A 23,437-nucleotide genomic window follows, 5' to 3' on the forward strand; every position below is an offset into this window, starting at 1 on the left:
CAGCAGGGCGCCCGTCAAAGGGTAGAGTAACCCCGCGGCGATGGGAATACCCGCCGCATTGTACGCAAAGGCGAAGAACAGGTTCTGGCGGATGTTGCGCATGGTCGCCCGAGAGATCGTCCTTGCCCGAACGATGCCGACAAGATCACCCTTGAGCAGCGTGACGCCGGCACTTTCGATGGCGACGTCCGTGCCGGTTCCCATGGCAATGCCGACATCAGCAGCCGCCAGGGCAGGCGCATCGTTGACGCCGTCACCCGCCATCGCGACGACCCGGCCTTCTGCGATCAGGCGTTTCACGATGTCGGCCTTCTGTGCCGGCAGAACTTCTGCTTCGACGGATTCGATACCAAGCGAACGGGCGATGGCTTCGGCCGTCGTGCGATTGTCGCCCGTCGCCATGACGATCTGGAGACCAGCTTCCCGCAGGGCGTTCAGGGCATCAGGCGTGGAGGCCTTGACCGGATCGGCGATGGCAAATACCGCCCGCACACCGCCCTCAACGGCGAGGTAGATGGCCGTCGCACCGTCGGCCCGTCGGCGTTCTGCTAGCGCGCGAAGTGTGGAAGTATTGATCGCAAGCTCGTCCATGAACCGTTCGGCGCCCAACGCAATCTTTTGTCCCTCGACGATGCCCACCACGCCTTTTCCGGTCGGAGAGTCGAAGTTCGACGGTTCGGCGAGTGAAAGCCCTTTGGCATTGGCAGCCGATACAATGGCATCGGCCAGGGGATGCTCGCTACGGCTTTCGAGACTTGCCGCAATGCGCAGGGCATCGGATTCATCCAAACCGGAAGCGAGATCGATGCCGACAAGGGCGGGCTTGCCTTCGGTCAGGGTGCCCGTCTTGTCGATCAGCAATGTGTCCACTTTCTCCATGCGTTCGAGCGCTTCGGCATTCCGGATCAGGACACCGGCGCGCGCGCCGGCGCCGACGCCGGTCATGATCGACATCGGCGTCGCGAGGCCGAGCGCGCAGGGGCAGGCGATGATCAGCACCGAGACGGCCGCGATCAGGCCGTAAGAGAAGGCAGGCTCTGGACCGAACATCAGCCAGCCAAGAAAGGCGGCCACAGCGACCGCGATGACGGCAGGCACAAACCAGCCGGACACCTGGTCGGCGAGGCGCTGGATCGGCGCACGGCTGCGCTGGGCGTCGGCCACGAGATGTACGATCTGAGACAGCAGAGTCTCGCTGCCGACACGCTGCGCTTCGACGATGAGGCTGCCGGTCTGATTGACCGTTGCGCCAATCACCCGGTCGCCCTCCGATTTTGTTACCGGCATGGACTCGCCTGTGACCATCGATTCATCGATGGATGAGCGTCCGTCGATCACGACGCCGTCGGCTGGTATCTTTTCCCCGGGCCGCACGCGCAGGCGGTCTCCGGCAAGAATGTCTTCGAGGGAAACGTCTTCTTCGGTACCGTCTGCCTGGATACGGCGGGCAGTCTTCGGCGCAAGATCAAGGAGTGCCCGGATGGCGCCGCCCGTCGCTTCGCGCGCCTGAAGCTCGAGCACCTGTCCAAGCAGCACCAGCGTTATGATGACCGCCGCGGCCTCGAAATAGACAGGTACGGTGCCATGTACCGAGCGCAGTTCAGCCGGGAAAAGACCGGGCGCAATAGCCGCGACCATGCTGTAGCCCCAGGCCGCGCCTGTTCCGAGCGCAATCAGCGAAAACATGTTGAGACTGCGATTCCGGACGGAGGCGACCCCCCTTGCAAAGAAAGGCCAGCCTGCCCAGAGCACGACGGGTGTCGCCAGAGCCATCTGGACCCAGGGATTGAGCGTGGGCGGAATAAACCGGTCGATTCCAAAGACATGGCCGCCCATCTCGATAACGAGCAGGGGCAAGGACAGCACCAGACCGACCACGAAGCGCCTCTTCATGTCGCGCAGTTCCGGATTGGGACCATCGCTCGCGCTTGGAGTCATTGGCTCAAGGGCCATGCCGCAGATCGGACAATCGCCCGGGCCGTCTCGCACGATCTCCGGGTGCATGGGGCAGGTCCACTGGCTGCCCGCAGCCGCCGCTTTCTGAGCAGGCGCGCCAGGCGAAGCATGTGAACAGGCAGCATGGTCCGTGTGGCCAGACATTTCCGAAGTGTCTGTGCCGGCGCCCTCTCCCTGTGCGGGATAGGCAGCGGGGTTGGCTTCGAACTTGACCTTGCAGCCTGCGCTGCAGAACACGATTTCGGCGCCGTCATGCACCAGGCGGTGCGGGCTGTCTGGCTTTGGCGTCATGCCGCATACGGGATCGCGCATGACTTTCGCGTCGGCGGATTCTTGGGTTTCGGAGATCGCCATTTCAGGCTCCTGTACCATCTATTTGATCCGAGTTGGCTATACCCCTATGTGGTTTATGTCAATTACCCCAGGGGGGTATAAATTGCTTTGCCGCGCGGATCACCCGCCGCGCCGGAACGGTCTGATCAGCTGACCAACATATGACATCGGGTAGAAGAGCTCACCATCGATGCCGAGATCACCGGGAAAGAACCGGCGGTCTGCATCAAAGCGAGCTGTTCCCAGAAGATGATCCCAGAGTGTGGTGAACAGACCAAAGTTGACATTGCCCTCAGTCGAAGACTTGAGGTGATGAAACCTGTGAACGGGCGCAAGCGCGAGAAGACGGCGCATCGCGCCGATTTGCATGTCGGCATTGGAATGCTGAAGGAGAAGCTGGACGGCTACCGCGAAAGCCAGCAGCACGGCGATATCAAGCGGCATGCCTGCGAGAATGAGCGGCGCGGTCCCTGCCATCAGCTCGATTGCCTGATGAAAGGGATGTTTCATGAGGCCGTTGAAGCCGTACATCCGTGTCACGCTGTGATGCACGGCATGGAAACGCCAGAGAAATTTATTATGGTGGCTCGCCCAATGAATGAGCGTGATCCCTGCGTCGGCTATAAAAATTGCAAACAGCAACTGCGTCCAGAGCGGCCAGCTTTCAGGCCAGATTGAGGGAAAGGGTGTGAGGGCAGCCAAAAGCGGGATGAAAAGCACAGACATGGCAATCGAGCTTTCATTGACGAGGGCGTGAAGAACATCTCTCAATGTATCTCCCTTAGAATTGTTCCAGTCCTCCTGATACGGAATGAATCTTTCTACAATGAACGAGATCGCAATTGCCAGGATCAGTAGTGCAGCGAGAAATGCTTTGGGCGCGCCTGATTGAACAAGTGTAATTGCAGTGGCGTTCAAGCCAAGCAACATCAGGGGTGCGTAGGTCCATCTGGCGATAGATTTCAAAGTGTGCATCGTGGTTCCGTTTGTCTGCGAGCGGCGGGGGACGTTCGTCAGAGTGCAGCGTAACGGGGACCAATCAGCCGTCTTGAACGATTCAACAGTCCGGGCCGTGCGGGGCAATGCGGACTTGCAGGCCGGACAGGCCTGCGCCGGGGGCGACGCCGAACCAGCGCCTCATACGGCGCGTGAAATGGGGCTGATCCGAAAATCCGCCGGCGGCGGCCGCCTGAGCGAGGCTGGCATTGTCAGAAAGTGCGCGGGCCGCGTGTTGCAATTGCCGCCATTGCAGAACGTGGGAAATGGGCGCGCCGAATGTCGAATGCGCCATCTGACGCAGGCGGCTCGCCGATACACCCAAGGCCGCAGCAATCGATCGAGGCGTCGCGGAAGCGGATGCGGACTCAAGCAATCGCATCAGCGAGCGGTCCGGCTCAACGGCTGGCGCTTCGATTGCCAATTCACCAAGCCGGCCGGTCAGCACACCCGTACTGGCCAGCGCATCCAGCTCTGCTGACAGAAGCGGGTCTGCCAGGGCAAAGCCGCGCCTGTTGGCAGATCCCACAGGAACGGCCCTCGCGCGGTCGAAGTAAATGCTCCTCAGCTTGGTGCCGATCGGCCCGATGGCATGTTCATGACCAGACGGAATGATAGCGTATTGTCGTGCGGGGACCGTTTGGAGTCTGCCGCGGCATTCGATTTCGATTGGCCCGTCGACGCCTGCCGTCAGCTGGTGAGCGAGGTGGGTGTGGAGGGCGTTCGCACCCGCGACACCCTCCAGGATGGCCCAACCGCTTCCGATGGTGAGTGCGCCGCGCCAGCGCTCTGCCTGCGTCAATGGCTTTCGTCCTCGGAGATCCTGGCCGACGACCAGTGAATGTGGACAATCTTCCAGTCGCCATCAGTCTGTTTGAGAACCATGGTTTCCATCAGACGGCTGTTTACGGGCTTTCCCCGAAACGTGCCGATCGACACAGCTTCGGTCATGACGGTTACCAGACCCGCGCCTTCGTAGACCCGCCGGTCGAGCACGGTTGTATCGACTGCCTTGGAGAATTCGATGTCGGCGTCCATGTGATGGGAGCGGTATTCTTCAAACGAGCGCTCGAGGCCGCCGCTTTCGGCGATCTGGACATCCGGGGCCAGCAGGCGCGTGAGGGTTGCCTTGTCACCGGCATCGAGCGCGGTGCCAAAGGCGGTCACGATCTCCACGGGCGATTTTTGCTCCGTTTCAGGATGGGATCCTTCATGCGCCAGCGCAGGGCTTGCAAGGGCGATCATTGCGGCGGTCGTCAGGCTGAACAGGATGGATTTCATGTGAGTCTCCTTACTCGGTTGGACCAGAAAGTGTGGTGGCGGCGGCAATCAGCACGAGGATCACCGCAAACAGGATGGCGTCGATCCGGAGCGTGGACCGGAGCGCGGCGCGTCCCTTCGCCGGATCGGAGATGAGCTGGCGGGTGACGAGCGTCATGTTGAGCGCGCCGAGGCCGAGGATCACTGTTGCCAGCATGAGCTTGGCGGCAAGGAGACGTCCGTATCCGGTGGCAAGAGCGGTCTCGAAGCCTCCATTTATCCGCCAGAAGAGATAGAGTCCTGAGGCGAAGAGAAGGGGGACAATCAGGCGGGCGATGCGGCTGAAGGCTTCGGTGCGGCCGAGAACCTCCGCATCCGTCGTCGTGGTTCTGGGCCAGAGCGTGGCAGGCGCACCCAACCAGAAACCGGCGATCAAAAGATGACCCAACACGATCCAGGGGGCAAATCCCGGCGACGCGAGCCCCGCGGTGTGCCCTGTCAGCGCGAAGGCTGCACTGATACTTCCGGCAGCGAGAAGCGGCACGGCGCGATTTTTTAACCCGGCCGAAATAGCCAGGAGGGCGGCGCCTGCGAGCAGGGCAAGGGCGGGGCGTCCTCCGCCTGCCCAGGTCCACCCGAACTGTTCAAGGGAAAAGGCGGAAGCCAGGCTGCCGCCCATCTGTGCGTTCAGGACGACAAGCCGCAGCGCCGCGGCGGCGGCCACGAGTGCGGCAATCCAGAGATAGGCACGGCGGCGGGTGTGAAACCCCAGCGCTCCATGGAGCGCCGCAGCGATGCCGCCGAGGCTGGCTGCATAGAGCAGGACCTTGGTCGTGAAGTTTGCGGCGTCCAGGAGGAGCATGGGTTGAAGCCCCTACTTCAATTCGAATGTCGATTTGCCCGTCATCGGATGTCCGTCCTTGGACATGGTGCGCCATTCGAGAGTGTAGTGGCCCGGCTCCAGATCCGGCAGGGGAATGGTGAACGTGTCTGACCGGTCCTTCGGCGGCTTGAAGCCGGTGTCGACCGTCTCGCCCGCTTCTGTCCGGATGGTGAACGCGACCAGGCCGACGGGTTGGCTGAAGCTGAATGAAAAGTCTGCGGGCAGCGTTTCAATGACGGCGGCGTCTTCGATACTGGTCGTCTTTACACTGACATGGGCAAAGGCCGGGGCGGCGGCGATGGCCAGGGCCAGAAGGGTCACGCTTACGAGTTTGGAGAAGTGCATTTGATGTCCTTTCATGGGAGATGTTCAGAAGTTTAGGTTCAGAACCAGAGCCGGATGCCGGTAACGAACGAGACAGATTCAGTGTCATCGCCCCGGGCGCGGACATAGTCTGCCGTTTCGCCGACCGATGTCTTCCAGTTGATCCCGACATAAGGCGCGAACTGGCGATCGATCTCATAACGCAGACGAAGGCCGGCTTCGGCCGTCGAAAGCCCCGCGCCGGTTTCAAGTTCGGGCACGTCTTGGAGCGCGAAGTTCAGTTCCGTGCGGGGTTGCAGGACGAGGCGCTGCGTCAACAGGAATTCATATTCGGCTTCGAAACGGGCCGAGAGGTCGCCTTCCTCGCTGAGGAACACGGCACCATCGACTTCGAACCAGTAAGGGGCAAGGCCCTGAATACCGGCCACTGCATAAGTGCGGGCCGGGCCAGGTTCAAAGTCATGACGCAGGCCTGCCTGCACGTCGAAGTACCGTGCGATGGGGCGTGACCAGAGCGCCTGAAGCTCGGCTTCTTCAAAATTGCCAGCATCGAGATCGTAGTCGATCTCGGACTTTATCCAGAGCCGGTTCTCATCCGTGCCCGACCAGCCCTGACCCTCCAGAAGAAGGGCCGGTGAGCCTTCGCCGGACTGGTATTCGAACCGGTCGGCGAGGATCATGTAATTTACCCCTCCGCCATGTTCTTTTTTCAGGGCGTCCTGAGACGCCTTGAACTCATCCTTGTCCCAATAGACTTCGGCTTGCGATCCGGGTGCGGGCGCCTCCTGAGCTAAAGCAGGGGCCGCCGCAAGCGGCGAGATCAGGACAAGTATCGCCATCAATTGAGCGCTGGTCATCAACGGTGTCCTTCGTGGTTCATTTCCGTCATGGGGGCTACCTGCTGAGGAGGATTGTCTGCAAGCGGTGGAACAGAGGTTACGTGCTCTTTGTGCGGGCCGTCAGCGTCCGCTGCCGCACCTCGTGGCAGGACGGAGACGACCTGCATCATGCCTGCGTGCATGTGAAACAGGAGGTGACAGTGGAAGGCCCAGTCGCCGACGTGGTCAGCCGTGACATCGAACGAGACGCGTTCTGCCGGTTTGACGAGGACCGTGTGTTTGCGTGGCTTGTTAGCGGTATCACCGACAACAAGGTCGAAGAACATGCCGTGAAGGTGGATCGGGTGGCTCATCATCGTGTCGTTGACGAGGGTGACGCGCAGCCGTTCGCCTTCATGGAAGATGATCGGACCTGTGACTTCGCTGAGCTTCACACCGTCGAAGGACCACATGTAGCGCTCCATGTTGCCGGTGAGATGGATCTCCATCTCACGGCCTGGGGGGCGGGTGTCGGGGTTTGGTGTCAGGCTCCTGAGCTGAGAATATCTGAGCGCCCGGTGCGGCACGTTCTCGAGACCGAGACCTGGCTCGTCGATCCGGCTCACTTGCACCATTGCGACGTTATCGACACCCACACCCATCCTGTGGTCGTGGCCCTGCGGGACAGACGCGGGCATGCCCATGGCTCTATGATCCATGCCAGGCATTGCGCTGTGGTCCATTCCGGTCATAGCGCTGTGGTCCATTCCGGTCATAGCGCTATGGTCCATGCCGGCCATTGAGCCGTGATCCATGGAGGACATGTCCATGCCCATGTCGCGGTGCGTGAGCGTTGGGCGCTCGCGCAGCAGGGGAGCGGTTGCGACCAGTCCGGCTTCAGGGGCCAGCGTCGCCACAACCTGCCCTGACCGGTCAATCGATTCCGCGACAAGGGCAAAGGCCCGGGCGCGGGGCGGGGTGACAAGCACGTCGTAGGTTTCGGCCACTCCGATCTGGAACTCGTCAGTCTCCACAGGCTGGACATGAAGTCCGTCGGCCGCAACCACGGTCATGGGCAGTCCCGGTATGCGGAAATTGAAGATCGTCATGGCCGAGGCGTTGATGATCCGCAAACGGATGCGTTCGCCGGAGTTGAAGAGCGCGGTCCAGTTGTCTTCCGTGGCGTGGCCGTTGATGAGGTAGGTATAGGCTGCGGCCGTGACGTCTGAAATATCGGTTGGCGACATGCGCATGGCGCCCCAGGAGGCGCGGTCCGAAAGCGTTGCGCCGAGACCGTTTTCACGCGCATCCCTGACGAAGTCACCCACAGTCCGCTGCTGGAAATTGTAGACCGCCGCATCTTTCTTCAGACGGGCATATACCTTGTGCGGATGTTCGAAACTCCAGTCGGACAGGACCAGTACATACTCACGGTCCGCCTGGACCGGATCGGTATCCGCAGGATCGATGATCAGTGGCCCGTAATGGCCCTGCTGCTCCTGGAGGCCCGAATGGGAATGGTACCAGTAGGTGCCGCTCTGCGGGACGGCGAACTCATAGGTGAAGCTCGATTTGGGCTTGATGCCGGGGAAGGATACCCCGGGGACACCGTCCATGTGAAAGGGCACCAGAAGCCCGTGCCAGTGGATGGATGTGTCTTCGTCGAGTGTATTGTTGACCTTGAGGGTCACCTTCTCGCCTTCGCGGAACCGGATAAGCGGCCCGGGCAGCGTCCCGTTGAGCGTGATTGCGTGGCCCGTGCGTCCCGCGATCTTCACGTCGCTGTGCCCGATGGTGAGATCGAACGCGGTGCCGCGGGATTCGAATATCCCCGTATTGCCCGCATTGGCGCTGCGGGCCCAGGCAGGCAGGAGGGATGCAGATGCGGTCATCACGCCGCCGGCGGCAGCGGTCCGCAAAAGATGTCGTCGAGTGAACATGGAGAATGCCTTTTCTTGATTTGCGCAGACGTCCCTGCGCGTAGAGAGCCGCGCAGGGAGCAACCGCATTAGTGCTGGCTGTGATCGCCCGAGGTCTTTTCGGTTTCGGACGGTTTTGCCGCCTTGTCCGTCTTCATCCCGGGCATCTGGCTATGGTCCATGCCCGTCATGGCGCCATGATCCATTCCAGGCATTGGGCCATGATCCATGCCGCCCATCTCGCAGGCTTTTCCGCTCTTTGCCGCCATCGCCATGGCGGTTTCGTGCATCTTGCCCATGCAGGCTTCGTGCAGGCCTTCTGATGCATCGAGTGCACAGATGGCCTCAATCCGGTAGGAGGCCGACTTCGGGTCTTCGACGAACAGAAAGTGGACGCGGTCGCCTTCAGCAAATGCAGAAAGGTCGATACCTTTCGCTGCCTTGAAGTCCATTGTCATCGCATCCCAGCCGAGCGCGGCGATGGGGCCATGATCCAGTGTGACCTTCGACGCTTGCACGTCGAGGCCGGCGACTTTGCCTTCGCCCATGGGCAGGCCGCAAGCTCCGGAATGGTCCATCGCAGCAGTCATGTCGTTGGCTTCAAGCGCCAGGGCGGGCGCGGCTGAAAACCCGAAGGCTGCCGCGATGATAAGGTGTGAGAGTTTCATGGAAAAAATGTCCTGTGGAATTGATCGGTGATGAAGCGGGCGTGTTGCGCGCACTTCGGATTGATGAAGCTGGCTGCGCCGCTCGAAAGGCGAGCGCACAGGTCCATCAGGGATCAATTCTGCAAGCGGATCTTCAGTGTCACGAGGGATGGCCGGGACCGGGGAGGACCTCGGGCTGGTTCGGTTCTCAGGTTTGCGAGTCTGAATAGATTGCCAGGCGTCGTCTCCGGCCTCGGTGGCAGGATGGCGATAGCGGCCGGCGGCGGAGGGCCAGCCATGGCCGGGGCTTCAGCGGGAAGTGCATTGATTGCGCAAGGAGGGCAATCATGGCCCTGATCTTCGCAACCCTGATCGTTGTGCGCGTCTTGCGCGGCGTCCGGCCGTGCCGCGTGATCCGTGTGGCCAGCTGACGCTGACAACATAGAATTTGGTTCAGTCAGCGCACCCGCGACGGCAGCGCAAGCGCACGCAGCATGCCCGGCGCCGAGTGCAAGCAGGGCGAGAGTGACAAGGGTGCGGCGAAGGGAGTCCAGCATGGAGCGTTGACCAACCAATCCTGAGTGGTTACCTATACCCTTAGGAGGTATATGTCAAATGCATCATTCCCAACCTAAATCGGTTGTAACGCGGCTCAAAAGAATAGAAGGCCAGGTGCGGGGCGTAGCCGGCATGGTCGAGGGGGGGCGGTATTGCATGGATATCCTCACCCAGGTCCAGGCCATCAAAGCCGCGCTCGGCAAGGTCGAGGATGAACTCCTGAAAAATCATGCGGCACACTGCGTGGAAGAAGCGATCCGCGATGGTGATGCCGAAAGCCAGAGGCAGAAATTTTCTGAGTTGGTCGATCTGTTCGGCAAGTACCGGGGTTGAGCGTTCCCAAACGGCCGAATTCATCCACGCTGCTTGCATTTCATACTTTTGTCAGACTACGCGTTTCATTTCGCTATAGGCGCCCTTCGTCCGCAGGGTCATCGTCGCGGGAACATCACTCCGGTTACGCCAGAACCAGCCATGTGATCCGTCGAACGCGGCGGTTAGCTCACCGGTGTTTGATGCTTCGGTGCGGCCTTTCCGGTAGCTCGTAGATTCGCCCGCTGTGCCGTCGCCATGCAAGTCCGAATTCACATGGCCCTGATCGACGCGCCAGTCATAGGTAGCTGTCTCGCCCACCTTCATGACGAGTTTGATTTCAGCGGCCTCGCCCGGGGCGAGCGTCAGGACAACTTCATCGCGCCAGGCCGTAGCGGGCTGTTCCGAGGCAGGCGGATCGGTTTCCATTGCTGACTCGGACAGTGTTATCTCTTCGGCTGGTGCCAGCGACGCGGGCCCGGCAGCCGCCACGCTGCCGGCCTCGTCCGCCGCAGCCTCTTCAGCAAGCTGCTGTTTGATTTCGCCCATCTGGGTCAGGCCAAGAACGCGGCCGGCGCCGGTCGGATCGACGCCATATTCTGCGGGGAGAATGACGGTCACGAGCAGCACGGCGGCTGCGCCAAGGGCAATCAGGGTAGAACGGACCAGTTGCCGCGTGGTGGGAAGCTCGGCGCGGGTGGGCATATCGGTGTTGTACATGAGTGCGTTCTCCTAAGCGACGAAGTAACCAGTGAGCTGGTAGCCGACCAGCAGAAAGCCGGCGGCCATCATCACCACATTTGCAGTGTAGGCATGTTTCAGGAAGGACGGCGTGCGCCGCCAGAAGCCCATGACGATCAGGATCGCGCCTAGGGCGAGCAGCTGGCCAATCTCGACGCCGACATTGAAGGCCAGGAGGTTCGGCAAAAGGCCGTCCGTCGAAATCTCGTAATCGAGGATTTTCGAGGAGAGGCCAAAGCCATGGCAGAAGCCGAAGATCAGCGTGGCCGCTTTCGTGTCCGGCTGGAAGCCGAACCAGCGTTGGTAGGCGCCCATATTGTCGAGCGCCTTGTAGACAATCGACAGGCCGATGATCGCGTCAATGATGTAGCTGTTGATGCCGAAATTGAAGAAGACGCCTGCCAGCATCGTGGTGGAATGACCGATGGCAAACAGGCTGACATAGATGCCGATATCCTTCATCCGGTAGAGGAAGAAAATAACGCCCAGCAGGAAGAGGATGTGGTCGTATCCGGTCACCATGTGCTTGGCGCCGAGATACAGGAAAGACATCAGGTGGACGCCTGAAATTTCCTGGATATAGCCCTTGTCACCCTCGGCAACGGCGTGGGCGAACGCCTCGCCGGGAAGCGCAAACGCCAGAGCAGCTAGCAGCGCGGCGAAGATTGGCCGGGCGAGGGCAGCGCGCGGGTGTTGATCCGAGAACTCAGGGTGCATCTGCCGGGCCCTCAGTCTTGCGCATTGCCTTGAGAGTCTCGGTTCGGCAGGCCGAGTAGATGACCTCGCGCGGAGAGCGTGAGCCTCTGAGCTTTGATACAGGTCGGTGGCCGCAGGCTGTTTCCACGGCATCAGCTTCCTTTGTTGCCAGAGGGTTGATCTTGTAAGGGTAGGCGGTACAAGCGCTCAGCACTGCGACCCCTGTCAGGACGATCAGTATTCGCATGATTATTGTCCTTGTCCGAATGAAATGCCCAGCCGGCCCGCAAGCCAGATGGCCGACAGATAGAGGGCAATCGTGATGACGCTGGCGACGGCAAGCGACACCCAGAAATTCCCGCCCCTCTCCATCAGTGTCGGCAGGATCAGGAAGAAGGGCAGGCTCGGTACGACATACCAGAGCGTTGCTCGGGCATGGCTCGCGACCTGGGCGACGTCGCCGCCCGTGTCCCGCCAGAGCCAGATGATGGCCATCAGCGAGATCAGTGGGAGTGACGCAATCAATCCTCCAAAACCCGGAAACCGCCGGGCCACTTCCGAGATGATGGCGATGAGAACGCCGGACAGGACGGCCTTGAAAATGAGATAGGACATGTCATTCCGCCGGCATGGCTGCCGCTCCCGGACCAGGTGTTCGCATCGGACTACCCCTGAACCCGTGGACGATCCGGTAGAGTGCCGGAAGTACGATCAGTGTCAGGAGCGTTGAGGATATGATTCCCCCGATCACCACCGTTGCGAGGGGCCGCTGAACCTCGCTGCCCGCGCCGACATTGAATGCCATCGGTACAAACCCGAGGCTTGCAACAAGGGCTGTCATCAGGACGGGGCGCAGACGCTGAAGGGCGCCCTCGCGAATCGCAGGCAGCAGGTCTTCACCAGCCTCTCGCCGGGCCTTGATAAAGCTCAACATGACAACGCCGTTAAGCACTGCGACGCCCGACAAGGCAATGAACCCGACACCGGCCGAGATCGACAATGGCATGTCCCGGAGCGCGAGTGCCGCGACACCGCCTGTCAGAGCGAGCGGCACCCCGGAGAAGACGATCAGTGCATCCCTCGCCGTCCCGAACAACATCAGGAGGAGCCCAAAGATCAGGAGGAGGGCAACCGGGACAACAATCGTCAGCCGGTTGCTGGCCGAGACGAGCTGTTCATAGGTGCCGCCATACTCGATCCAATAGCCGGGTGGTGTCTCCACGCCTTCGGCCACCGCTGTCTGCAGTTCAGTGACGAAAGAGCCAAGGTCGCGGCCGCGCACGTTGGCGGTGACCACGATGCGGCGCTTGGCATTTTCGCGGCTGATCTGGTTCGGCCCCATTACGATCTCGACCTTGGCCAGTTCGCTGAGCGGCAGGAAGGTCACACCATCAATCGTTTGCCGGGACTCCGGCAGGGGAATCGGCAGGCGCTTGATTGCGGCAACATCCTGCCGGAGGGCTTCGGGGAACCGGACGACAATATCAAACCGGCGGTCACCCTCGAAGAGCTGGCCGGCGACCGAGCCTCCAAGCGCAGTCGAGACGACGCCCTGAACATCTTCGATGCTGAGCCCGTAGCGCGCCAGCGCGTCACGGTCCGGTATCACGGACAAGACGGGCAGACCGGTGACCTGTTCAGTCTTGAGGTCCTCGGCGCCGGCAACTGTCGATGCGGCCGCCTCAACCTGTTCGGCCGTTTCTAGCAGCACATCGAGATCGTCGCCGTAAATCTTCACCGCGACATCGCTGCGGACGCCCGAGATCAGCTCGTTGAACCGCATCTGGATCGGCTGGGTGAATTCGTAATTGTTGCCGGGGATCGTTTCAGCAGCTTCCTGCATTTCGGCAACAAGTGTTGCCTTCGACTTTTTCGGATCGGGCCATTCCTTGCGCGGTTTGAGCATGACGAACGTATCGGCAACACTCGGCGGCATTGGGTCAGTTGCGATTTCAGCTGTTCCGAGCTTGGCAAAGACGCGTTCTACTTCCGGAAACTGCTTCAACCTGTTTTCGAGTTGTTCCTGCATCTCGACCGCCTGTGTGAGGCTCGTGCCGGGAATGCGAAGCGCATGAAGCGCGACATCGCCTTCATCGAGGTTCGGAATGAACTCGGAGCCAAGCCGTGTTGCACCGAACCCGGCCAATGCCGCCAGAAACACAGCCGCGATGACCGGCACCGCCGGAAAACGGATCGCGGCATCGAGGGCAGGGCGGTAAGCAAAGGCGGCGCTCCGCATGACGGTGCTTTCCTTCTCCTCGACCTTGCCGCGGATGAGCAGGGCAACCGCCGCCGGAACGAATGTCAATGAAAGGATCAGTGCCGCCGTCAGAGCAAGCACGACCGTGAAGGCCATCGGGTGGAACATCTTTCCTTCAATGCCGGTCAGCGCAAAGATCGGGAGATAGACCACCGTGATGATGATGATGCCGAAGATCGACGGTTTGATGACCTCTGCGGAGGCTTCGGCGGCGAGATTGAAGCGCTCGTCCTGCGTCAGCAGACGGCCGAGGGAGTGCTGGGCCATGCCGAACCGCCTGAGGCAGTTTTCCACGATGATGACGGCGCCGTCGACGATCAGGCCGAAGTCGAGGGCGCCGAGGCTCATCAGGTTGCCGGACACCTTGTTTTCCACCATGCCGGTGATCGTCATCAGCATCGAAAGCGGAATGACGAGCGCCGTAAGGATGGCGGCGCGAATGTTGCCGAGCAGCAGGAACAGGATGACGATGACAAGAAGCGCCCCTTCAACGAGGTTTTTCTCGACGGTGGCAATGGTCCGGTCCACGAGCAGCGTCCGGTCATAGACAGTCGTCAGAGTTACCCCGTCCGGCAGGCTTGGCCGGATCGCCTCAACCTTGGCATCAACCGCCTGCGAAACCGTCCGGCTGTTCTCCCCGACAAGCATGAAGGCTGTGCCGAGCACGATTTCTTCGCCGTCCTGAGTCGCGGCGCCTGTACGCAGTTCTTTGCCAAGCTCGACGGAGGCGATGTCTGCGATGCGGACCGGCGCGGCGCCGGTATCGGCGACCACAATCTGGCGCAGGTCGTCGAGTGTCGCGGCCTGGCCGGGAATGCGGACGAGATTCTGCTCGCCGTTGCGTTCGATATAGCCCGCACCTGCATTGGCGTTATTGCGTTCCAGCGCCATCATCACATCCGCAAGCGTCAACCCGAAAGCGGCGAGGGCGGACGGATCAGGAATGACGTGGATTTCTCTCTTGTAGCCACCGATCGTGTTCACCTCGGTCACGCCTTTGACGCCGCGAAGCTGGGGCAGCACAACCCAGTCGTTCAGCGTGCGCAGGTCCATGGCGGTCCATGGCTCGCCCTCCGGCGTCTTGGCGCCGGGTTCGGACGACAGGACATACATATAGATTTCGCCCAGACCGGTTGCGATGGGTCCGAGTTCCGGTGTCACGCCCGGCGGCAAGGCTTCGCGAGCCGACTGAATGCGCTCCGACACAAGTTGGCGCGCGCGGTAGATGTCGGTGCCTTCTTCGAACACCACAGTAACCTGGCTCAGACCATATCGTGAAATCGAGCGGGTATAGTCGAGGCCAGGGAGACCGGCGATGGCGGACTCGACGGGAAAGGTGATGCGCTGCTCGGCTTCAAGCGGGGAATAGCCGGCGGCTTCCGAGTTGATCTGGACCTGGACGTTGGTGATGTCCGGGACGGCATCGATTGGCAGGCGCTGGAAATTATAGATGCCGAGCGCGGCAAGGCCGAACACACAGGCGAGGACGACCCATCGCTGGGCGATGGAGAAGCGGATGATCTGTTCGAGCATGGGTTCCGGGTCCTAGTGATCGTGGCTTGCGCCGGACTTGTCGATGTCCGCTTTGATGAGGAAGGAATTTTCCACGACGTAGTTTTCACCCGGATCGATGCCGCCCAGGACTTCGACGAACTCGCCGTCGCTCCGGCCGAGTTCAAGCATACGGACTTCATACGTCTCGCTGTACTTAGCGAAGACGACTGTGAAATCCCGGAAGCGTTGCAGGCCGCTTTCACGGACCGCGAGAGGAACCTGAGTTTCGGATGCATCGACGGCTGCCGTGACCCGCATCCCGGGCGCGAAGCCTGCGTCGCGCGGCAGGATAACCCGGGCAATCAGCGACTGTGTCCCCGCTTCCGCGAGTGGGAGGAAACTGTCGATCTTGCCCACTACAGCTAGGTCGCCTCCGGCGAGTTGAACGGAAACGCTCTGGCCAGGCTTGATGCGGCCTGCGTCTTTCGGGAACACATGCAGTTCAGCCTGGGCTGCACCAATATCGCCGATTACGAAGAGCGGCTCACTGGCGGCGACATCTCCGGCGTTCGTGCGACGCTCAAGGACGGTGCCGGAAATCGGCGCGCGCACTGAATAAGTCTGAAGGCTGCTCGAATTTTCGACTTCAGCCAGCGTATCTCCTTTTCGTACAGTATCTCCGACCGTTTTTGTCACGCGCAGGACACGGCCCGGATAGACGGCCCGGACATCTGCAGTTGCGGACGGCGTGAGTTGGACCGTGCCGGACAGTTCAATCCGTTCCCGGATGAGCGCGGGGCCCGCAGGCTCAGTTGTTACGCCGGCCTCAGTCGCAACGGCGTCAGTTATGGTCGTCCGGCCTTCATAGGATTCGTAAGACCAGGTGTGAGCCTTTCCTGCGTGAGAAGCCCTTACGGCCACATCGAAAGAGTGCGGCTCGGTGACGACACCGTCACCCTTGAGATACTCGGCTTCCGGCGTGAACTGGAATGTATCCGTCTTCCCGCCAAGACGGGACAGGGTAACGATGAGGTCAACCGCAGACGGATCAACGGGCTTTCCGTCCATTGTCGGATAGATCCTGTACTGGGGGTCTACGCCGGTTTCAAAGATCGTGACTTCGAGCGCGAAGGCGCCATCCTCCAGCATGCGACCTCCATGAGGGCCCTTTTCAGGTTCACTTTCTTCAGCACCGTGTTCGTCGCTGTAGCCCGCCGCTTCCGTCTGGGTCGCAGATGACGCGCCGCAGGCGGTGACGATCCCGGCCATCACCAGGGCCGCGAGACTGAGAGCAATGGGGTGTTTAGAACGGTTCATGGGGCAATCTCCTGGAGAGCGGCCGGAAGGTTGCGGGCCTGAATTCGGGCAAGCGCGGCTTCGGCGAGATGATAGGTACGAAGAAGGTCGAAGCGCTGCTCGCGCAGATCGAACATCAGCCTTTGGGCATCAAGGACGTCGAGATAGGAGAAGGCACCGCGCGCATAGCCATCATTGGCGAGCGCCACGGCGCGTTCGGCTTCAGGTAAGGGACCAGTTTCGAGTTGGCTCAGAGCGTCGGTCGCGCCCAGCGCGGTTCGCTCCAGCTGGGCGCTTTCACGCAGCAGGGACTGGCGCAGCGCGTCGGCTTCCGCTTCCAGCTGGCGAGCCTGCGCGCCAGCCTTTTGCTCATAAGGTGCGGCGCGCTTCGGGGCGCCAAGCGGCACCGAAACTCCGCCAAGAATTCCTACACTTTCGTCGGTTCCGAACTTGCGGACACCCGCGCTCCAGGTCACATCCGGGACGCGCTCGGCTTGGGCCAGCCGAAGCGCTGCCTGCGCCTGCCGGCGCTCAGCTTCGATGCGCGCGAGTTCCGGAGAACTTGCAACGTCAAGCGTATGCTCGTTGTGGCCTCCGCCTGGAGACAAACCGCAAAGGTCCACGCCAAAGTCTGCAGCGCCTCCCCAGAAATCGGCGAGGGCAGTGCGCAGGCGTTCAGCATCCTGGGTGAGGCGCGCGAGTTCGCCCTCTGCCACCATGGCGTCCGCCGCTGCACGGGATCCAGCGAGTAGGGGGTCACGCGCGGCTTCGACCCGCTTCTTGATCAGGGTCTCAGCCTCGCGAGCCGCTGCCAGTCTCTCTGCTGCGAGCGACGCGCGCGCCTGCGTCAAGGCAAGCTCGACATAGAGCGCCTGTATTTCGTAAGCGATATCGGCCTTGCTGATAACGACGCCGGCCTCCGCAATCTCTACGCCGCGTTCGGCGAGCGAGGTGCGCGCTTCGCGTTTGCCCCCGCGTTCCCAGACCCGGTTAAATGTGCCGGTGACTTCGAGGTTGTCGATCTCAGCCGCGAGGCCGATGCCCGGAAAGTTTTCGAACTCCAGGCTCACGGTGTCTGACGGCCGGAGCGAGGCAATCGCGCGCTCGCTGCGCGCTGTTGCGACTGCAGCCCGCGCCGCGTCCGGTCTCAGGTCGCTTTCGATAGCCTGCAGAATTGCCTGCTCAAGTGAAAGGTGCGCGCCTGTCGCATCGGTATTGCGCGGGCAGGTTTCCGCAAACGCCGGCGAATAGCCGATCGCTGCCATGAGCGCGCCAGCCGCGCCCAGAATTTTGGGTATCATGAGTCAGGTCAATCCCTAGCCGGTTGCTGTCGATATGCTGGCGGGTCGCCGGAGCGAGCGCGAACAATGGACGCAATCAGACGCGGGGTGGGCGTTCCAGGGCGGGCGTAATGGCCGAGCGGGCTCTCTGGTCCCGAAGGGCAGGAACCGCTTCATCCCGGCCCACCAAAGCCGAAAGCTCAAAGGACTTGGCCTCGGTCATCGGAACATGGCAGTTGCCGTGCGAGTGAACACCATGCTCGTGCGACGCCGGATCGTGCGCACCAAAATCATCATGCTCATGGAATTCCATGTGCAGCGCTGCGCATGCATGCTGTTCGTGCGGGTCGCACAAGGGTTCCGCACTGGCAGGCAATGCCAGAAAGGCGACTGCAGCCAGCAAGGGCATCAACCGCTTCAAGAGGAGATGCACGACCTTCATCATATTTCTCGCTTAGCCTGATTTTCCTTCGAAGTCATTAAGGACTTCCAGCCACGATGACGCATCTGCTTGATCTTGTGTGATATTATCGCGTTTCAGAGCGTCTCGGCGTTCCAGTTAACCTGATTAGCAGGATGCAGGATGACGCAGAATCCCGGGCGAGAGGCAAATCCGGCCGCTGACCGGACTTTCGGTCCAACGGACCTGATGGGCCGGAAAAAGATTGATCAAATGGCCCGCCATGAGCCGGATGCACAAGGACGTTGACTGGAGCAGAGCGTGTGCGGACCTGCTCAAATGACGAGGTGTAAGTTCAGGCATCGGTTCTGGGTCCGAGCTTTGACAGGGTAAGGACAACCGGCTGTTCCCCGCAACCCTCATCAGTCGCGGCGGGGGTATCCCTTTGATTATGCGGCGCGCCGGAAAAGTGAATCGATTTAGCGGGACGAGGCTGTCCTGAAGCCAGAAGTCGACGGCTGTCCGGAAACGGACGATACGCGTCCATCATCCGCGAGCGCGCCAACGCGCATATCAGGTAAAGCCGCCCAACATCCCTCAGATAAAAAACACCGGTGCGAAGCCGCCGCCAGCTGTCCTGAAATTGGTTGTCTGGCCGCGGTAAAGGCGCGCTGCTGCCAGCAGCATCATGCCATTGTATGTATAAAGCCTGACATCTGTTTTCAGCGTCTGCGCCGTACCATCAAGCAGGATCTGGCGTTCACCAGGTGCAACAAGTTCCTGTGCGATATAGTCTGCTTGCAGAATTTCTTCCCAAACCGAACGCGTCAGCTTGTCACCGCGGTAAACCGCTTTACCGCCGTGTCCCGATGTGGGCTTGAAGAACAGGCGCTTTCGATTCGCCCAGAGTTCTGACGAATTCCCCGGCGTGACCGATACTGTACGGGGAATGGAAGACAGGGCCTTCAGTATAGACGGAGAGACACCCCAACTTTCGAGCAAGGCGCTATCGGAGAGAATTGTCAGGTTTTTCTTATGCGCCAATACCGCATGGTTACGGGGATTGGGTGTCAGGACGACGGCGTTCGCAAGGTAGGCTTCGCGCAGGACCGCGTGGGTAGGCTCTGACAAGCTGAAATCCACAAGCCGGTTATAGACGAGATCAATTTCGCGGCCGCGGGCGATCAGTTTTCCTTCGACAAAGGCTAGCTCAGATGGGTCCGTGACCATTGCTTCGATACCCGAAGCTTGAAAAAGACGCTCCGCTAGCAGGAACTCAGGATATAGATACTGCGCCTTAGGTTCATCATCTATAATCGCAATGGTCCTTGGGCGGAGGGTGCTGCGCTGGCGTTGCCATTCCGCCTCGAACATCGCGACTACGGCACGGTCAAAGGTGCTTGCGTCGGAAACGCTGATGAATGGTTGAACTGCGTCACAACAGGCAAGTTGTGCGCGTGCGCCAACAGCGTTCAAAAAAGCCCCTCCCGCATTTGTGTTGATTTCGATCAGCCGGGGCGGACCGCTTCCGAGATGAAAGTCATAGCCCATCAGGGCTCCCCGGGGACCAAAGTCGTGCTGCGCAATTTCGGGCGCCCACGCCAGAACTGAATTTGTGTATCTCTCGGTGCTCGCCAACGTTTCGATTGCACCCGCGATTGCCATCATGGCGGCACGGTCCGCCTCGGGCAGGAAAACCGGCACATCGGAAAAGAGATGCGGGCGGCTGGCGATATGGACATCATAGAATGCTCTTTCGCCAGCTGCAGATTGTAGCGCCGCCGCGAGCGCTTTCCTGTCAAGCGTGATGCAGAAGCAGGTTTGGTTGAAGTTTCCGGCCAATGCCCGGTCTGCCAGCAGAGTGGCCTGGCTCCCTGAATCTTCTCCGACGGCTCTAGGCGGGGGTTGCAAGCCATGTTCGTCTGCGCTCATTTCATCACCTTGAAGTGTACAGGCTGCAACTCTTGCAATACCGGCGCCCCCAATACTTAGTACCGCGATTCCGATCGCTGGTATTGCATTGCACTCGTGCAGGCCAACACGCATTTCAGGCCAGCAGCAACACACATCTCTGTGTCAGCTCTCTGATCCGCGTGTGCCCTCGGAGGGTGAGTTGCTGAATGAGGTTTTGTGCGCTGCTGTAGCAAGGTTTCTGCCAGTTGAACCTGCCGACATCGCCGGATAACGCGCGGGGCTGGCTAGAAACGCTGCTATCAGGCGTTTGACCGGCGCAGACCGGCGGCGCGGAGAGAAGTCGTTCCCTGGTTATCGCCGGGGGCGATCACGATGCAATCTGGCGCATTGTTTTGTAGATTGAAACTGGGCTGTTAGCCTCGAGCCATGCCATGAATTCTTCCAACAGACGGATTTTTTCGCAATGGTTCGATTTCGAATTCCACGGTAATCGAGCCATATGATGTCCCTGAGCCAAAGTGTCGGGTCAAGCTGACCAGGCCGACCTGGCATAAGTTTGGCTCCCAAAGTGCAGTTTGCGTGGCGAATACTGAATGTTAAGGCCGTGTCACTGACGTGCGCGCCAACGCTGTCAGCGCTTCAGAGTCGATCGCAGGGACAGGGCAGGTAATCCTTACACGGATGCCTGGAGTTTTCCTGAAGCGCATCGGACTACAACACCGACCATCGACATGTATCCTTCGGCCTCCCCGCTTCGCTTGAGCAACGCGCAGTGCGCTTCCGGCGGGTGTAGCCAGCATGAGGGCCGATTAGCGGCTCGTTTACGCTATTCTTGAAATCGCGAGAGACGCGATATGTGCGTCGATCTTCGACACGGCGTCCTGGCTGAGCGGCAGATGCCTTTTCTCATTGCGCCAGGCTGATTGGAACCGTTCTACCGTGTCCGTGGCCGCGCGCCGGACGAGGGGCTCCGGCAATCCCGCTTTTGCGGACAGGTAAGCAAGCTCGTCCAGCGAGAGCTCTGCCATCTTTCTGGTCCGGGCATATTTAAGCGCCGCATACTCATCACTGATATACACAATGGTCGATACGAAGTCATAGGCCGGGGCGAGACTTGCCGTGCGGCGGTCGCGGTAGATCAAGGACCAGTTTTTCAGATGCATGTCGGCATTGCCGATGAGCGCATTGAACACCAGACGCCGGATGAATTCCTCGACGCCCTGATTGCCTGTCTCGATGGCAAGAACCTTCGCGATCGACCGGTAGCTCGCCCGCTCGTACTTGCTCGCCGGCATGATTCCGAACACCTGCGCGAAGTCTTCGATGTGAATGCGCTCACCGGCGTCTGTCCTGTCGAACCGCCGGATCGCGAAAACAGGCTCATTGATGCGGTTCAGCTCAGGCGGGATGCCTTCAATCGCGTCCTGCGCCACGAGTTCGATTTCGGGAATGTCGATGCCGGCGAGGCCTGCCAGGCGCATCATGGCGAATTCGTTTTCCGGCACCCGGGCATAGGTTGTCGACGGCAGTTTCGCGATCCAATCCCCGCCCGTTCCGTGGACCGGAATGGTCAGGCCGCCGCGCGCCGCCTTCAAGGCCGAGAATTTCAATTGCACCCCGGCCAGGGAAAAGCGCAGCGCCCTGGAACTTGCCGGCCGGTCTGACGCATCGTCTGCCAGGTCAACGTCTTCAAGCCAGCTCAGTCCGTCCGGCGAGACCACATCCATGGCGCCGGGCAGATCCTGGCCCAGCGCCCAGAGCAGGTGGAACTCACGGACCGCTTTGACGCCCGCGCGCCTTGCCAGGTAGTCACGCAGCGGACCTTCTGGCAGGAGGTTCGAGAAGAAGGGCGCGAGGCTCGTCTGGGTCGGCCTGAGTTGTTCAATCAGTCCGCCGGCCTGATCCTTGAAGGACAGGCTCAGCGTCGGCCGGGAAGGGTCTGCGATATAGTCTTCGGTAAACGAAAAGATCGACCGGTCGCCGGGCTGGAGGGTCAGCTTGCCGATCACTTTGCCGTAAAGGCGCACATCGAGAACGCGGACCTCATTCATCGTCGTCGTCCAGTGTGTAGGCAGGCTGCTGTCCCGGCGCGTCGGGGGCGCCGTGTGCTTTGGCATTGCGTAGACGGATCAGGGTCTCGAGACGCGGCCGCAGTTCGTCCAGGGCCTCTGGCTTTGCATTGTTCAGTCTGGCGCTCGCCTCTTCGAGCAAGGCGAGTTCCGCTTCCGTGAGGCGCGCCATGTTCAGGACGGCCAAGGCGCTCATCGCCTGCTTCAGCTGGCGATCGTCCGGATGCGCGCGCTGCAGGTTCTGCAGATTTTCCCCGATACGCCGGATGACCCGTGATTTCTGCCTGGGATCCGCGTCGCTGGCGCGCTCCTTCAGGATGGCCTCAATGGCCGGCAGGTGGCGCCGGTCAGCTAGCACCAGTTCAAGCCCGAGCGTGCGTGTCAGGTCCATAAGGCTCGACAGCCTGAGGTCGATGTCCCCGGACTCAATCTTTGAGATACGCGCCTGATCTGTCCCGGCGGCGTCTGCCAGCTCGCGCTGACTTAAGCCCTGACGTTCGCGGGCAGCCTTGAGCGTGGTGCCCATTTCTTCCAATACGTAGCGCATGATGACTTCTCAATCATAATTTTTCAGTTTGATGTATGATGGAACATTTAACAGGTCATGACCAGGGCAAAAAGCATGCAGAATAGGTCATCAAAATGAAAATAAATGACTAAAAGCGCATATATCAATCTGCCTCACGCCATTCCCTCCGGACAGAAGGCCCGTGGCAAGATCGTATCCGGCGACATGAGTGCCAGCCTTTCTGCAGAGTGCAATGCAGGATTGACGCGGGCGAGGAATGAGCAGGTCTCTCAGCCTGCCGTCCTCGTAAGGAAGCTACAACATGCGGCGCTGCACTCGCTGATGCGCACTATATGTGGACAAACGTGCCGAATCGGCGAATTTCTCTGCAATTTAGGAAAATGCACCTTTCACGTTTCGTAAATCATCCTATCCTCGCGGAATGGGCGAATCGATTCGGTCATGGCGGGTCGGGCTTAACCGACTGAAATAAACTCAGCTGAACGATTTTTCTAAAGCTGAGCGATGCGTTTTCTGCTCTGATGCCCGACCCTCTGACCAGATCAACTGGTGGGCCGTCATCGGATTAAGCTGCAACGCAAAAATGAGTGGGGGAAAGAGCGGCTACCTAACTTTGCAGGTCGAGGATGCCGCCCTTTCTCCCGTATTTTTCCGACTCTTCCAAGTCGGTGACTGATCCCTTAGCGGCGCGGCCGCTGGCACACAAGCGTCTTGAGTGCCAGTGTTTTGCGGGGTCACCGGACAGGAAGTTC

20 protein-coding genes are annotated in these 23,437 nt (G+C 60.4%); 1 reads left to right on the forward strand and 19 read right to left on the reverse strand.

The window, feature by feature from the left end:
* From C0456_RS17050 to C0456_RS17090, 9 genes are all read right to left on the reverse strand, one after another.
* Nucleotides 1–2,310: heavy metal translocating P-type ATPase (locus C0456_RS17050; protein ID WP_291054637.1), on the reverse strand; the 2,310-nt coding region annotated here is incomplete at its 3' end.
* Between the two features lie 99 nt (nucleotides 2,311–2,409).
* A complete protein-coding gene (locus C0456_RS17055) occupies nucleotides 2,410–3,264 on the reverse strand; it encodes a sterol desaturase family protein (RefSeq protein WP_291054640.1) in 855 nt (284 codons plus the stop codon).
* Nucleotides 3,265–3,346: 82 nt separating this feature from the next.
* Nucleotides 3,347–4,087 (reverse strand): AraC family transcriptional regulator, encoded by a 741-nt coding sequence (locus tag C0456_RS17060; protein WP_291054643.1) that lies wholly within the window; start codon nucleotides 4,085–4,087, stop codon nucleotides 3,347–3,349.
* On the reverse strand, nucleotides 4,084–4,566 hold the full coding sequence (locus C0456_RS17065; protein WP_291054646.1) for a nuclear transport factor 2 family protein: 483 nt from the start codon (nucleotides 4,564–4,566) through the stop codon (nucleotides 4,084–4,086). Before C0456_RS17065 ends, C0456_RS17060 begins: the two co-directional genes overlap by 4 nt.
* 10 nt (nucleotides 4,567–4,576) lie before the next feature.
* Nucleotides 4,577–5,407, reverse strand: a complete 831-nt coding sequence (locus tag C0456_RS17070) for a CopD family protein (protein WP_291054649.1) — start codon at nucleotides 5,405–5,407, stop codon at nucleotides 4,577–4,579.
* A gap of 12 nt (nucleotides 5,408–5,419) precedes the next feature.
* Entirely contained in the window at nucleotides 5,420–5,749 is a 330-nt protein-coding gene (locus C0456_RS17075) for a copper resistance protein CopC (protein WP_291054652.1), read from the reverse strand.
* Between the two features lie 62 nt (nucleotides 5,750–5,811).
* Nucleotides 5,812–6,609 carry a copper resistance protein B gene (locus tag C0456_RS17080; RefSeq protein WP_291054655.1) on the reverse strand — a complete coding sequence of 266 codons (798 nt, stop codon included), beginning with the start codon at nucleotides 6,607–6,609 and terminating at the stop codon, nucleotides 5,812–5,814.
* On the reverse strand, nucleotides 6,609–8,510 hold the full coding sequence (locus C0456_RS17085; protein ID WP_291054658.1) for a copper resistance system multicopper oxidase: 1,902 nt from the start codon (nucleotides 8,508–8,510) through the stop codon (nucleotides 6,609–6,611). Before C0456_RS17085 ends, C0456_RS17080 begins: the two co-directional genes overlap by 1 nt.
* A 68-nt stretch (nucleotides 8,511–8,578) precedes the next feature.
* Nucleotides 8,579–9,157 (reverse strand): copper-binding protein, encoded by a 579-nt coding sequence (locus C0456_RS17090; protein ID WP_291054661.1) that lies wholly within the window; start codon nucleotides 9,155–9,157, stop codon nucleotides 8,579–8,581.
* A gap of 594 nt (nucleotides 9,158–9,751) precedes the next feature.
* Between C0456_RS17090 and C0456_RS17095 the strand changes: the two genes are divergently transcribed.
* Nucleotides 9,752–10,027 (forward strand): metal-sensitive transcriptional regulator, encoded by a 276-nt coding sequence (locus tag C0456_RS17095; protein ID WP_291054664.1) that lies wholly within the window; start codon nucleotides 9,752–9,754, stop codon nucleotides 10,025–10,027.
* 51 nt (nucleotides 10,028–10,078) lie between these two features.
* On the opposite strand, the gene C0456_RS17100 is transcribed toward C0456_RS17095, so the two are convergent.
* The 10 genes from C0456_RS17100 to C0456_RS17145 all read right to left on the reverse strand — a co-directional run bounded on the left by C0456_RS17100 (nucleotide 10,079) and on the right by C0456_RS17145 (nucleotide 22,703).
* A complete protein-coding gene (locus tag C0456_RS17100; protein WP_291054667.1) occupies nucleotides 10,079–10,726 on the reverse strand; it encodes a transmembrane anchor protein in 648 nt (215 codons plus the stop codon).
* Nucleotides 10,727–10,738: 12 nt separating this feature from the next.
* Nucleotides 10,739–11,464, reverse strand: coding sequence for a HupE/UreJ family protein (locus tag C0456_RS17105; RefSeq protein WP_291054670.1), 726 nt, complete (start codon nucleotides 11,462–11,464; stop codon nucleotides 10,739–10,741).
* A gap of 228 nt (nucleotides 11,465–11,692) precedes the next feature.
* Nucleotides 11,693–12,058 (reverse strand): DUF3147 family protein, encoded by a 366-nt coding sequence (locus C0456_RS17110; RefSeq protein ID WP_291054673.1) that lies wholly within the window; start codon nucleotides 12,056–12,058, stop codon nucleotides 11,693–11,695.
* 1 nt (nucleotide 12,059) lies between these two features.
* The gene (locus C0456_RS17115; RefSeq protein WP_291054676.1) at nucleotides 12,060–15,236 is read right to left on the reverse strand and encodes a CusA/CzcA family heavy metal efflux RND transporter; all 3,177 of its coding nucleotides are present in this window, start codon (nucleotides 15,234–15,236) and stop codon (nucleotides 12,060–12,062) included.
* A 12-nt stretch (nucleotides 15,237–15,248) separates the two neighbouring features.
* A complete protein-coding gene (locus tag C0456_RS17120) occupies nucleotides 15,249–16,514 on the reverse strand; it encodes an HlyD family efflux transporter periplasmic adaptor subunit (RefSeq protein WP_291054679.1) in 1,266 nt (421 codons plus the stop codon).
* Nucleotides 16,511–17,794 (reverse strand): TolC family protein, encoded by a 1,284-nt coding sequence (locus C0456_RS17125; protein WP_291054682.1) that lies wholly within the window; start codon nucleotides 17,792–17,794, stop codon nucleotides 16,511–16,513. Before C0456_RS17125 ends, C0456_RS17120 begins: the two co-directional genes overlap by 4 nt.
* Before the next feature lie 76 nt (nucleotides 17,795–17,870).
* The gene (locus C0456_RS17130) at nucleotides 17,871–18,218 is read right to left on the reverse strand and encodes a hypothetical protein (protein WP_291054685.1); all 348 of its coding nucleotides are present in this window, start codon (nucleotides 18,216–18,218) and stop codon (nucleotides 17,871–17,873) included.
* A gap of 552 nt (nucleotides 18,219–18,770) precedes the next feature.
* Entirely contained in the window at nucleotides 18,771–20,105 is a 1,335-nt protein-coding gene (locus C0456_RS17135) for a hypothetical protein (protein ID WP_291054688.1), read from the reverse strand.
* 803 nt (nucleotides 20,106–20,908) lie between these two features.
* On the reverse strand, nucleotides 20,909–22,138 hold the full coding sequence (locus C0456_RS17140; RefSeq protein WP_291054690.1) for a HipA domain-containing protein: 1,230 nt from the start codon (nucleotides 22,136–22,138) through the stop codon (nucleotides 20,909–20,911).
* Nucleotides 22,131–22,703, reverse strand: a complete 573-nt coding sequence (locus C0456_RS17145; protein WP_291054694.1) for a helix-turn-helix transcriptional regulator — start codon at nucleotides 22,701–22,703, stop codon at nucleotides 22,131–22,133. Before C0456_RS17145 ends, C0456_RS17140 begins: the two co-directional genes overlap by 8 nt.
* Nucleotides 22,704–23,437 lie beyond the last annotated feature (734 nt).

The organism is Hyphomonas sp. (assembly GCF_013823385.1).
Lineage (GTDB): Bacteria > Pseudomonadota > Alphaproteobacteria > Caulobacterales > Hyphomonadaceae > Hyphomonas.